The following is a 12,927-nucleotide window of genomic DNA, read 5'->3' as shown; positions in this document are numbered from 1 at the left end:
ATGGCGCAGTGGCGGTCGATGAACTCGGCGTGGCTGGGCATGGCGGGCACGCGGCGAGTAATGGCCGCGCGCTGGCGCTCCAGCTCGGCCAGGGTCTGGGCCAGGGGCGCGTTGTCGGCCATCGGATCATAGCCCCGCGGCGTCACCCCCTGCCCCAGCAGCACCGAGATCCAGCTGGGCATGGCGAACAGGCCGTCGCGGTAGTTGGGCGCATGGCCGCGATGGCGGAACAGCTCCAGCTTCTCGCGCAGGCTGTCGGGGATCGGCATCTCGCGGCACTGCTTCCACAGCGTGCCGTCGGTGCGGGTGTTGGCGTGGTAGTGCAGGATGAGGAAGTCGCGCACCCGGTCGTATTCCATGTCGACACGGCGGTTGAAGTCCTCGACCAGGGCCGGCTCGACCCGCTTGCCGGGGAAGAGCTTGAGCAGGTTCATGACCGCGATCTGGATCAGGTAGATGCTGGTCGACTCCAGGGGTTCGAGGAAGCCGCTCGACAGGCCGGCGGCCATGACGTTGCAGGTCCAGGAGGCGGTGCGGCGGCCGGCCTTGAACTTCACCTGGCGTGGATCGTCCAGCGCCTCGCCGTCGAGATTGGCCAGCAGCACGGCGGCGGCCTCGTCGTCGCTGATGTGGGCGCTGGAATAGACGTAGCCGTTGCCGGTGCGGTGCTGCAGCGGGATCCGCCACTGCCAACCGGCCTCGCGGGCGGTCGAACGGGTGAAGGGCGTGAAGCGGCCAGCGCGGGCGCAGGGCACGGCCCAGGCCCGGTCGCAGGGCAGCCAGTGGGTCCAGTCCTCGAACGGACTGTTCAGGGTCTGGCCGATCAGCAGGCCGCGAAAGCCGGTGCAGTCGACGAAGAAGTCGCCCTTGACCACCTCGCCCGAGGCCAGGGTGATCGAGGCGACGTCGCCGCTCGCGCCGTCCAGCGTGACGTCTACGACCTTGCCTTCGGTACGCTTGAGCCCCCGGCTCTCGGCCACCTTGCGCAGGAACTTGGCATAGAGGCTGGCGTCGAAATGGTAGGCGTAGCTGTAGGTGGAATCGATCGCCTCGGGGTTCGGGTTGGGAAACTCGAAGCGGTCGGCGCGCGAAGCGGCGATGGCGTAGGAGAAGTCCTCGATGTCGAAGTCGTGGCCCGCCAGCCGCGCCCGGTTCCACTGGTGGTGGAAGCCCGCGCCGCCGATCGACTGGCCGTGCACACCGAAGGGGTGATGGTAGTTCGAGCCCTTGAAGCCCCAGTCGAGGAACTCGATGCCCAGCTTGAAGGTGCCGTTGGTCGCCCGCAGCATCTCGACCTCGTCGATGCCGACGAAGCGGTTGTAGTCGCGCATGGCGGGGATAGTGGCCTCGCCCACCCCGACGGTGGCGATGTCGTCGGACTCGACCAGGCGCACCCGGGCCTGATGCGGCCGCAGGCCGCTGACCAGGGCGGTCGCCACCATCCAGCCGGCCGTGCCGCCGCCGACGATGACGATCTCAAGAGGCGTATTGGCTTCCATGACCGACGGACTTCCTCCCCAGGAACCGGCCCTGAAGTTCGCCGTCCCCAGGCCGTTTGTCTCGCAAAATCGAAGGGGCGGACCGATGGCCCGCCCCTCCTTGATCGCCGCTAGTACTTGAAGCGGAAGGTCAGCAGGTAACGCTGGTCCGTGCGGTTCCAGGCGTTGTCCTTCAGCAGGCCGCCGAGGTCGGCGTCGGTGACCTGCTGCTTGAGCACCGACTCGGTGTTCAGCAGGTTGCTGCCCTGCAGGCTGATCTCGAGGTTGTCGGTGGCCCGGTAACGGATCGAGGCGTCGAGATAGCCGGCGTCGTCCTGCCAGATCGGATAGAGCAGGCAGCAGTCCATGGCCGTCAGCAGGTACTTGGAGCGCCAGTTGTAGGCGGCGCGCAGGGCCCAGCGGCCTTTCTCGTACATGCCCACGACGTTGTAGGAGTACTTCGAGAGGCCCTCGAGGCTGTCCACCCGGATGGCGCCGCCCGACTGCGAGAAGCCGCCGCCGCTGGTGTTGGAGCTGCCGCTGCCCGAGGCGTTGGTCAGGTTCTGGTTCTTGACGCCCTTGTTTTCCAGGTAGGTGAAGTTGGCCTGGACGCCCAGGCCGTCGAAGGGCGCGGGCAGGAAGTCGAAGTAGCGCTGGTAGGCCACTTCCGCGCCGCGGATCTTGGCGCCGTCGCCGTTCATCGGGCCACGGGTGAAGACCGAGCGGGTCACGCCGTTGTTGGTGACGTCCTGATAGAAGCCGCCGTACTGGATGTAGTCGTTGAACTTCTTGTAGAAGAGCGCGACCGTCAGCGAGCCGACTTCCGAGAAGTAGTGCTCGAGGCTGATGTCGATCTGGTCGGCCGTCATCGGCTTCAGGTACGGATTGTAGGCGTCGGCCGTGTAGATGACGTTGGCGCCGGTTATCACGCCCGCCGAATTCTTGATCCACTGCGGATCGTTGAGATTGTCGGAGTCCGGCAGCGTGGCGCTGATCTTCAGGTACTTCTTCATGTAGCCGATGTCGGGTCGCGACATGGCCCGCGAAATCGCCAGGCGCAGCTGCCACTCGTCGTTCAGATCGAACTTGACGTTCAAGCTGGGCAGCAGGTTGTGGTGCTTGGCCTTGGCCGAACCCGTCGTGCCGCCGCCGCTGGCGAACTTGAAGTCGTCGGCCGAGACGTAGCAGCCCATGGTCTGGGGCAGGTAGGGAATGTTCAGCGGCAGGCCGGTGATCGGATCGGTCGGCGGCGTGGTGGGCAGGCAGGTCTGCGAGGTCAGCGTCGACATGTCGGCGTAGATCGTCGCGCCGTTGCTGGCGTTCTTGGTCTCGACATAGCGGACGCCGAGATTGCCGCTGACCGGGAAGCCGAACACCGTGTGGTCGCCGCCGCCGAACTTCAGCATGGCGTAGACGGCCTGGGTCTTTTCCTCGACGTCGGCGATTTCCTCGGGGAGGTAGCAGTTGGTCTCGCCGGCGCGGTAGCAGACCGCGTTCCACTTCGACGAGCCGACGCCGGTGTTGGCGTAGCCGAACGCCTTCTGCAACGCGGCCAGGTCCTTGACCACGTCCATGCTGGTGAAGGTCAGCAGGCCCGAGCTCAGGACGTTGCCGTCGAAGATGTTGTTGAAGCTGCGCACGTCGGTCAGGTTCGGCGACCAGCCACTGAAGGCGGTGTTGGGCGAGCTGGTGGTGTCGCCGTTACAGTCGCCGTTGACGCTGGCGGCCGGCGACGTGCGGTCGGCGTTGTACCAGAGATAGTCGGTGCTGGTCGTGCCGTTGTTGTCGCAGCCCCAGGCGTTGGCGATGCCGCCCCAGTTGTAGGCGCTCCAGCGGACGGTCTGCTCGCGGTCGGCGTAGCGGGCGCCCACCTTCAGGGTGTTCAGCCAGCCGTCGCCCAGGTCGTAATTGACGTCGAAGCGCAGGGCCAGTTGCTCGCCCTCACTGTCCTCGATGTGGTTGTTGACGTTGTTGAAGCGCCAGGCGTTCGGGTTGCCGAGGCCCCCCGCGGCGTAGTTGATGTTGGTGCCCGGCAGGATGGTCATCTTCGGATGATCGCCGGTGGCGTCCAGCTGCATGTCGCCATAGGCCACCATGCCGACGTCGGCGTCGTAGTTATGGACGGTGGCGTCGACCTTCTGGACGTCGAAGTTGAAGCGCAGGCGCTCGGTCGCCTCCCACTTCAGATTGAACGACAGGTCCTGGGTGGACTGCCTGTTGTAGTTGTAGCGGGTGTCCGTCGAGATTTCCGCGCCGCGCTGCTCGGCCACGCAGTCTGTCCGGTTGGTCCAGCCGTAGCAGGGTTCGATGATCGGCTGACCGGTCGAGGTCTGGCCGACCAGGTAGCCGGCCCAGTCGGGGCTGGCCGAGGTGATGTTGCCGACCCAGCCGAGCGGCGAGGTCATGATGCCGCTCTCGAAGTTGCCCTCGTCGTCGAAGGTGAACTTGGTGCCAGCCGCCGGCTTGAGCAAATCGCTGGCCGTGCCGATCACCAGCCGCGGGTCCTTCGCATAGAGGCTGAAGGCGCTGCCCTGGACGGAGCGCTCGTTCCAGATGTTCTCGTAGCTGGACTTGTTGTACTGGACGGTGGCCAGGAACTTGTGATCGTGGTCCTGCCACTGGCCGGCCGCCGAAATCCCGTTGCGGGTGCGGTCGAACTCGGTGTGGGCCAGGCGGTACCACGACGGGATGTACTTCTTGCCCGCGCCATAGGCGGCGGTGTCCTCGAAGACCCCCATGCGGCCGTATTGGGCGCTTTCGGAGATGGTGTTCAGCTCCGAATGCGAGCCGTTCACCATCAGGCCGAACTCACCGATCTCGGTGTCCCAGCGGTTGCTGTAGATGCCCGAGATTTCCGGCGTCAGCTGTTCGGACAGGGTGCCGTAGTTCAGCGAGGTGGTGAGACCGATCGTGCGGCCAGCGCTGTCAAAAGGCAGACGCGTACGCAGGTTGATGCTGCCGGCGATGCCGCCTTCGATCAGTTCGGCCGTCTGGTTCTTGTAGGTGTCGACGCCGCCCATCAGTTCGGGCGAGACGTCGCCCCAGGACAGGCCGCGCGAGGAGTTGGCGCTGAAGGTGTCGCGACCGTTGAACTCCGAACGCACCTGCGACAGACCGCGGACGATGACGCCCGAGGGCTCGGCCGAGAAGTGGGTGGTGTCGCTGGTCGAGGCGTAGCGGTTGACGGTGATGCCGGGCACGCGCTGCAGCGCTTCGGCGACCGACTTGTCGGGGAACGCGCCGATGTCGTTGGCGGTGATGGAGTCGACGATCGTGTCGGCGTCGCGCTTGATCTGCTGGGCCGACTTCAGCGCCGCGCGCTGGCCGGTGACGATGACGGTCTCGACAGCGTTGTCTTCGACGGTGTCGGAAGGCGAGGCCTGGGATGCGGCCGGAGCGGTCGACACCGTCTCCTGCGCCAAGGCCGGCGCCGCGCTCAGCAGCACCGCGACCGAAGCGCCGCCCATCCATCCGGCCATGCGGATTCGCGTAGTTCTCATAGCTCGTCCCCTCCCAGGTCGCGCCGTGGGCGCGTCCCCTCAAGTTTCCAGGGCTTGCGTCCTGGCAATGACGGCGTTCGCCGCCGATGTATGGGAAGCCTTGGCCAAGCATGCTCGGCGTCGCGCTTCCTCCCGTCGCGCCCGTCTCGACGCGGGCGCTTATCGTTTCATAACCGCAGCAAATGTCCGCGCGCCAGCATTTTATAAAATTATTTTGTTTAATCGGCGAGCCTTGCCAACCGCTGTTGCCTGACAGACACATTCCGCCTTCCGTACGCCCCGCCGAAGGGTGACGACCTTCGAGGGGGAGGCTTCGCCAGTGAAACAAATCCGCGAATCGAACGCGGCCTCTCCGGAGGCGCTCGCGGCCCTGACGGCCGCCGCCGAGCCGGTCGTCATCCGGGGCCTGGCCGCGCGCTGGCCGGTGGTCGAGGCCGGCCGCCAGGGCCACGTCGCCCTGTTCGACTACCTGTCGCGCTTCGATTCCGGCCAGACGGTCGGCACGGTCTTCGCCCCCGCCGAGGCCGGCGGCCGGCTGTTCTACGGCGACGACCTGTTCGACATGAACTTCCGCAGCGGCCGGGCGCGGCTGGGCAAGACCTTCTCGTTCCTGGCCCAGTACGCCGCCAGCGGCGAGCAGGAGGCCCTGGCCGCCCAGTCAGTGCCGACCTGGAACGCCCTGCCCGGCTTCGCCGAGGCCAATCCCCTGCCCTTGCTGGGTCCCGAGATCGAGCCGCGGGTGTGGATCGGCAACCGGGTCATCGTGGCGGCCCACAACGACCCATACGAGAACATCGCCTGCGTCGTCGCCGGCCGCCGCCGCTTCACCCTGTTCCCGCCCGATCAGGTCGAGAACCTCTATATCGGCCCGTTCGAGCGCACGCCGGCCGGAGCGACCATCAGCCTGGTGGAGTTCGAGAACCCGGACCTGGAACGCTTCCCCCGCTTCGCCCAGGCGCTGGAGGCGGCCCAGACCGTCGAGCTGGAAGCCGGCGACGCCATCTACGTGCCGTACCTGTGGTGGCACCACGTGCGCTCGCTCGATCCGGTCAACATGCTGGTGAACTACTGGTGGCCCGCCCACAACCAGGGCCGGGGCGCGCCGCGCGACGCCTTCATGCACGCCATGCTGACCCTGCGCGGCCTGCCGCCGGCCCACCGCCAGGCCTGGAAGGCGATGTTCGACCACTACGTCTTCCGCACCGAGGGCGACGCGGCCGACCACCTGCCGGTCGAGGCGCGCGGCATACTGGGCGACCTCGACGAGATCGCCGGCCGCGAACTGCTGACCATCCTGTCGCGCGTGCTGGCGGAGTCGGCGGGGAAGAAGGGTTAGGGTCCAAGCTCCCCTTCAATCCTTCAGGTCGTCATCCCGGCCGCAGCGCAGCGGAGAGCCGGGACCCAGGGGCGGCCGCAGTGCGACGGCCACCGCCGGGCGGCGAACCCAGGAGCAGCGCCCGGTCCCCTGGGTCCCGGCTCTGCGGCCCGCTAAGCGGTCCTTCGGCCGGGATGACGATGATTTTCAGATCTGAGGCCCTGCCCCCTAGCGGCAGCCCGCGAACACCCGCGACTTTCGCGCTGTCTCGCCCACACCACCCGGACCGTGGAAGAACCGCTGGCCCCAGGGCGTCAGCCGGCGGCCGTCGAAGCGTTCGACGAGGTCGAGGTCGGCGACCTCGGGAGCGTTGCCCGACCACGACCAGGCCAGATAGCCGACGCCCATGGCGTTCGACAGGCGGAAGATCGCCTCCTCGTCGACCGGCTCGCCCCTATGGTCGGGGCCGAACTCGCCGACGATCAGCGGCAGGCGGGCGTCGGCGAAGGCCTGGAGGTAGCTGTGCACCGCCTCGCCCGTCCCATAGGCCTCGTACATGTGGACGTCGAAGACGAGGGCCTTCAGCGGGTCGGCGGCGAAGAGCTCGGCGGCCTTGTCGCGCATGGTTCCCGAGCGGTCCTGGCCGTAGTCGTGGGCGTCGATCACCAGGGCGTGGCGCAGGCCCGCCGCGCGCAGGGCGATCACCGCCGTGCGGTGGGCCTCCAGCCACTGGACCCCGGTTGTGGTTCCGGCCGTCGGCTCGTTGCCGATATTGACCAGGACGTAGTCCTCCTGGCCGCGCAGCACGGGCGCCAGGCTCACCCAATAGGCCACGGCCGAGCCGATGTGGGCGGCCTTGGGCTCCAGGCCATAGCCGGTGGTGTCGTGAACCTCGAGAATGACGACCTGGCCTGCGCGCCTGGCCTTGGCGATGATCCGGCGGACGGTCGAAGGCGAGGTGCGCCGCCAGCGCGTCCCGTCGCTAAGCACCACCCGCACCGTGTTGGAGCCCAGCGCCGCCGACTCGCCGATGGCTTTCCCCGTAGCCTTGGGCCGCCAGGCGTGGGGAAGATTGACGCCGCGCGCCAGGAACACGTCGCCGCAGGCGTCGACCAGCTTGCCGTCGCGCACCGAGAAGCCGGCCAGGGCCGGGCTCGCCGCCATGATCGAGGCCACGGCCGCCCCGGCGCCCGCCCATCGCGCGATCCTCGCCCTCACCCGATCGTCTCCCCCGATTGATCGGGCCGGACCGTGACGATGGCGCTTCGCCGGCGCAAGGGATAAAAGAAAGGGACTTTGCTTATTGCCGTCACCGGATGGTCGCCCCCTGGACGGCCGCCCCTGATGTCGCCTTCTCGACCAAGTCGGTTTCGTTATTCGTCCCGCAGGTGCTAAGCCAGACCGCAGATGAGCCAGTCGCCCAAAAGCCCCGCCCGTAAGACCTCGCAAGCCGGCCCCAGCCTGTCGGGCACGAATCTTGAGCGGGCCGGCGACTACAATCAGCGCGTCACCCTGCAGTCGATCCGCATCGGCGGGGCCAAGACCAAGCCCGAGATCGCCGCCCTGACCGGCCTGACGGTGCCGGCCATCACCAACATCACCAAGCGCCTGCTCGACGACGGCCTGATCCTGGAGGCCGGCAAGCTGCACGGCGGACGGGGCCAGCCGGCCATGACCCTGGCGGTCAATCCGGACGGCTGCTTCTCGATCGGCCTCAACATCGACCGCGACCACGTCACCATCCTGCTGCTGGACTTCGCCGGCCAGGTGCGGGCGCGCTCGACCTGCGAGGTGGCCTTCGCCGGCCCGGACGCCGTGGTCGAGTTCTTCGAGACCAACTGGAACGCCTTCCTCAAGACCGAGGGCGTGCAGGCCGAGCGGATCATCGGCGTGGGCGTGGCCATGCCCGACGACATGGCCCGCGTGGACCTGCCCCACCGTCCCGCCGAGTACGGGGCCTGGAACAGCACCGACGTACGCGAACTGCTGTCGCGCCGCCACGACCTGCCGGTCACCGTCGAGAACGACGCGGCCGCCGCGGCCCTGGGCGAGCTGCATTTCGGGCACGGCATGAACGCGCCGAGCTTCTTCTACGTGCTGGTCACCTCGGGCCTGGGCGGCGGACTGGTGGTCGAGGGCGAGTATTTCCGTGGCGCGCAAGGGCGCAGCGGCGAGCTGGGCTTCCTGCCGGTGACTTCGCCGCGCATCGACGTGGCGACCCTTCAAGAGGCGGTGTCGCTGTCGGCCCTGGCCCAGTTCCTGGAGAACAACGGCGTCGTCATCACCGCCCCCGGCGAGCTGGAGACCCTGCCGGCCGAGGGCCAGGCGATGGTCGAGGCCTGGATCGACCTGGCCGCCGACCTGCTGACCGGGCCGATGGTGTCGGTCAGCTGCCTGATCAACCCGCAGGCCGTCTATGTGGGCGGGCGTCTGCCCGAGACCCTGGTCGACCGCCTGGCGCAGGCCCTGAACGCCAAGCTGGCCGCCGTGCCCGGCGTCCCGTCCCTGGCCCCGGTGCAGCGCGCGGCACTGGCCGCCGACGCCCCGGCCATGGGCGCGGCCATCCTGCCGATCATCGAGCGCCTGCTGCCCTCGCGCGCGGCCCTGCAGAAGACCTGAGAGTTCCGATGTCCGTAGAGATCGACGACCGCCTCGCCGCCGCCGCCTTCCGCCGGCTGGTCGAGCACCTGCAACTGCGCACCGACGCCCAGAACGTCGACCTGATGGGCCTGGCTGGCTTCTGCCGCAACTGCCTGGCCGACTGGGTGCACGAGGCCTCGGAAGGCGCGCTCGACAAGGATCAGGCCCGCGAGGCGATCTACGGCATGCCGCAGGCCGAGTGGAAGGCCAGGCACCAGGCGCCGGCCTCGCCCGAGCAACTGGCCCGCATGGAGGCCAGCGTGGCCCTGAACAAGCAGCTGCGGGGCGAGGACTAACCCAGCGCCGCCTTCACCGCCGCCAGGGCGACGGGCTCCATCACCGCATAACCGTCCTGCGTCGGGTGCACCTGGTCGTAGGCCAGGCCCGGCTTCATGCCCGCGCGGCCGTCGTCCATCACCGTCGTGTAGTCGGCGAACACGCACCCCTGCTCGGCGGCCAAGGCCCGGATCCAGGCGTTGAGGCGCGGAATCTCGACGTCGGGATGCAGGGCCGGCTTCCAGGGATAGGTCGCCGCCGGGGTGATCGCGCCGAGGATCACCCGGATCCCCGCCGCCTTGGCCAGGGCGACCATGGCCGAGAGGTTGTTGCGGGTCGCGACGGGGTCGAACGGACCGGTGTTGCCGGCGATGTCGTTGGTGCCGGCCAGGATGTGCACCGCCGCCGGCTCGAGCGCGACGACGTCGGGCGTGAACCGCAGCAGCATCTGAGGCGTCGTCTGGCCGCCGATGCCGCGCCCGATGAAGCCGTTGACCTCGAAGAAGCTGGGCCGCGCGTCCTTCCAGCCCTGGGTGATCGAGTCGCCGATGAACACGCAGCGCCGCCGCTGCGCCGGCAGAGCCGCGTCGGCGACGTTGGCGTCGCGGTAGCGGGCCAGCCAGGGCCAGTCGGTGTGGAGCCGGACCTCCTCCTCGCTCGGCGGCGTCTGGGCCAGGGCGACGCCAGGCAGGGCCAGCCCCGGCAAGACAAGACCGGCGGCGAGCAGCAGGCGGCGGTTCATCGGGCGGTCTCCACGCGGGGCTTCACGTTCCAGCCGCGCAGGGCGACCTTGGCTCCCTTGGTCTTGCTCGCCGGAAAGCGGATCTCGACCGTGCGGGTCTCGCCCGGCAGCAGCGAGACGTAGTTGTCGGAATAGTAGGCCGGCAGGATCCGCTCGCCCTTGGCGTCCACGAGGGTCAGCTTGGCGTTCAGGGCCGGAGCCGCGCCGGTGTTGGCCAGGGTGACGGCGACCAGCCCCTCCCCGTTCGCGGCCTTGCCTGCCTTGGCCGCCAGGGTCACCGGCTGGGCCGGCATGTCGGCGAGCCGGCGCTCGCCGGCGTCGTCCTGGCCGATCCAGTAGAGGTTGCGCGACAGCACCGCGCCGTCGGCGGCGGTGAGGTCGAGACGCACCACGGCCGCCTCCCCGGCCTTGAGGCCTAGGTCGAGCGTCCGGCCGGACGTCACGGCGTTGGCGGCGGCGTCGATCGCGTCGGTCCGGTCGCTCAGCACCTTGCCCGACAGGTCGAGCACCCGGGTCCGCAGGCTTGCGCCCGCCACTGGCGCGGTCGTGTTGTTGACCACCGCCAGAGCGTGGTCAGCCAGGCTCATCTGGGCGTGGACGCGCTCGGAGGCCGCCTTGGTTCCGTAGAAGGCGCCGTGGGTGTCGTAGTCGTGGCTGAGGATCTGCCACATGGTCGAGGGCCAGGCGGGTTGGGTCATCCACAGCAGGCGGCCCGAGGACTTGGTCCAGAGCTCCTGGTTCATGCCCTCGAACATCGCCCGGTGGGTCTCGTAGTTCAGCAGCTGGGCCTTGCGCTCGAAGTCCTCGAGGCTGGTCGGCGCCCCGAGCTTCCTGGCCATGGCGTCGGTGAAGGTCCTGGTCGCGCCGTTCCCGGTGGGATGCCAGTCGTGATAGGCCCACGTGTCGCTGATCGGCCAGCGGTCGGGCGCGGGCACGGCGGCCTGGAAGGCTTCCAGGGTCGGGAACGACGGCGTGCCGACCTCGACCGAGAAGCCCTTGGCGTGGTCGCTGAAATAGGTCTCGGGTTCACGGTAGTTGTACGGACCGCTGTTCTGCAGGTTCACGCGATTGGAGCTGCCGGTGTACCAGCGGGTGCCGTCCAGGTCGTGGACCAGGGCTTCCAGCCCCTCGTTGAGGATCGGCTGAGGCACGCCCTCGTTGCGGCCGAACCACAGGGCGATCGAGGGGTGGTTGCGATAGCGCGCGATGACGTCGGCGGCGTTGTCGAGGAACAGCGGCACGTCCTGCGGTTCAAGCTGGTAGTCCTGGGTCGAGGCCCAGAAATCGTTGAGCACCAAGAGGCCGTACTCGTCGGCCAGGTCGTAGAACGGTTCTTCGGTGTTCTGACCCACCCAGTTGCGGATGGTGTTGAGGCCGGCTTCCTTGTGCAGGCGGAAATAGGGTTCCAGGCGCTCGCGCTCGATGCGCTTGCGCCAGTCGTCCGTGCCCCAGTTGCCGCCCCGCGCGGCGATCTTCACGCCGTTGACCTTCAGCACGAGGTACGGGGCGAGGCCCGTCTCGGGCACGTCCTTGACGGCTTCGGACGTATCGCCCTGGGCGGTCAGCGAAGTCGCCCAGCCGTCGACCACCTTGCGGATGCCCTCGTGGGAGCCGTCGGTGACGTCCTGGCCAAGCTGCCGGGCCTTGCTGAAGTCCACCTCGACGCGGCGCAGGTGGCCGGACGGGTTCATCAGCGACAGTTCGTAGGTGATCTGGCGGATGCCGAACCGCAGCCGCTTCTCGTCCGAGGCCTGGCCGTCGACCGTGGCGGTCAGGGTCAGGTCATGGAGAGCCTGGTCGCCATAACCGTTGGGCCACCAGAGTTTCGGATTGGCGACGGCCAGTTGCGGAAACTCGGCGGGGGTCAGGCGGACGGTGGAGGCGCCGGGCGCGACAGTCACGGTCTTGCTGACCCCGACGCCGTCGAAGGCGGCCGTCACCGTGGCCCGGACCGGACGGTCGGACAGGTTCTCGACCGGGGCGACGATCTCGATCTCGGCCAGGCTGTTGTCGGCTTTAGGCAAGGTCGTGACCACCTGCGGATCGCCCAGCCGCGCGTCGCCGGAGATTTCCAGCATCACGTCCTGCCAAAGGCCGGTGTTGCGGTCGCGGACGCTGGGGATCCAGTCCCAGCCCTCGCTGGCCACGAAGGTCGGGCCGTCCAAGGCCATCATGCCGCCGTTCTCGCCGACCCCGGCGGTCAGGGATTCCTCGTGCGCCAGGCCCGGATGGGTCGGCGGCGAGACCTTGACGGCCAGCACGTTGCCGGTCGGCTTAAGCTTGCCGGCCACGTCGAAGCGGCCGCGTACGAAGGCGCCCTTCATGTCGCCGAGCTTTTCGCCGTTAAGCCACACCTCGGCGGCGTAGTTCACGCCCTTGAAGGTCAGGCGCGGACGCTTGCCAGCCGTGGCGGCGGGCGCGTCGAAGCTGGTGCGGTACCAGTAGGCCTGCTTGTTCAGCGTCTCGGGAATGGCGGTGTTGTTGAGGCCGTAGTCGGGGTCGGGATAGACGCCGCGATCGACCAGGGTGGTCAGGACCGTGCCGGGCACGGTCGCGGCGTACCAGGCCTTGGCGTCGAAGCCAGGCGAGGTGATCGCCTCGCCGCCCTCGGCGACCTTGGGCGCCTCAACCAGGCTCCAGCGCTTCAGGGTCCAGGCGCCGGGGCCGGCCTCGACCAGGGCCGGACCGGCATAGGCGGGCTTGGCGACGGGGGCCGAGATCGCGCCCTTGCCCTGGGGCCGGGTCCAGGCCTCCTGCGGGCTGACCTGGCCGTACATCTGGCGCACCTGGACAGGCCAGGTCGGGCTGCCGGTCTCGAACACGGTCAGCGGATCGGGCCAGGCGGCGGCCAGCGCCTTCACCTCATCGCCCGACAAGGCGCGAGCCTCGGCGCGGAAGCCCGCCACCTGGCCGGCGAAGGGCGCGAAGCCGGCGGCCTTGCGCGGAGCGAGGGCGACGACGGCGGGCGTGGCGGCG

Annotated in this window: 8 protein-coding genes; 3 read left to right on the top strand and 5 right to left on the bottom strand. The window is 68.6% G+C overall.

The annotated features are described in order from the left end of the window. Both DMC18_RS03540 and DMC18_RS03535 read right to left on the bottom strand, forming a co-directional pair. On the bottom strand, positions 1-1,499 hold a 1,499-nt coding region (locus DMC18_RS03540; RefSeq protein ID WP_110132695.1), incomplete at its 3' end, for a tryptophan halogenase family protein. A gap of 110 nt (positions 1,500-1,609) precedes the next feature. After that, the gene (locus tag DMC18_RS03535; protein ID WP_158285850.1) at positions 1,610-4,957 is read right to left on the bottom strand and encodes a TonB-dependent receptor; all 3,348 of its coding nucleotides are present in this window, start codon (positions 4,955-4,957) and stop codon (positions 1,610-1,612) included. A gap of 340 nt (positions 4,958-5,297) precedes the next feature. On the opposite strand from DMC18_RS03535, the gene DMC18_RS03530 reads away from it, so the two are divergent. Beyond that, positions 5,298-6,314, top strand: coding sequence for a cupin-like domain-containing protein (locus DMC18_RS03530; RefSeq protein WP_110119766.1), 1,017 nt, complete (start codon positions 5,298-5,300; stop codon positions 6,312-6,314). 207 nt (positions 6,315-6,521) lie between these two features. Here DMC18_RS03530 and DMC18_RS03525 read toward each other — a convergent pair whose 3' ends face one another. After that, positions 6,522-7,511 carry a cellulase family glycosylhydrolase gene (locus DMC18_RS03525; protein ID WP_199228443.1) on the bottom strand — a complete coding sequence of 330 codons (990 nt, stop codon included), beginning with the start codon at positions 7,509-7,511 and terminating at the stop codon, positions 6,522-6,524. Positions 7,512-7,700: 189 nt separating this feature from the next. On the opposite strand from DMC18_RS03525, the gene DMC18_RS03520 reads away from it, so the two are divergent. Both DMC18_RS03520 and DMC18_RS03515 read left to right on the top strand, forming a co-directional pair. After that, positions 7,701-8,912: an ROK family transcriptional regulator gene (locus DMC18_RS03520; protein ID WP_110132694.1), complete on the top strand. Its 1,212-nt coding sequence runs from the start codon at positions 7,701-7,703 to the stop codon at positions 8,910-8,912. Positions 8,913-8,920: 8 nt separating this feature from the next. Beyond that, a complete protein-coding gene (locus DMC18_RS03515) occupies positions 8,921-9,229 on the top strand; it encodes a DUF1244 domain-containing protein (RefSeq protein ID WP_110119764.1) in 309 nt (102 codons plus the stop codon). On the opposite strand, the gene DMC18_RS03510 is transcribed toward DMC18_RS03515, so the two are convergent. Then, positions 9,226-9,951, bottom strand: a complete 726-nt coding sequence (locus DMC18_RS03510) for an SGNH/GDSL hydrolase family protein (RefSeq protein ID WP_110119763.1) — start codon at positions 9,949-9,951, stop codon at positions 9,226-9,228. The two genes, DMC18_RS03515 and DMC18_RS03510, sit on opposite strands and share 4 nt — an antisense overlap. Continuing rightward, the coding region (locus tag DMC18_RS03505; protein WP_199232537.1) for a sugar-binding domain-containing protein at positions 9,948-12,927 on the bottom strand (2,980 nt) is incomplete at its 5' end. The genes DMC18_RS03510 and DMC18_RS03505, both read right to left, overlap by 4 nt.

Origin of the sequence: Caulobacter sp. D5 (assembly GCF_003185805.1) — a bacterium.
Taxonomy (GTDB): Bacteria; Pseudomonadota; Alphaproteobacteria; order Caulobacterales; family Caulobacteraceae; genus Caulobacter.
This window is presented reverse-complemented; position numbering and strand designations above follow the sequence as displayed.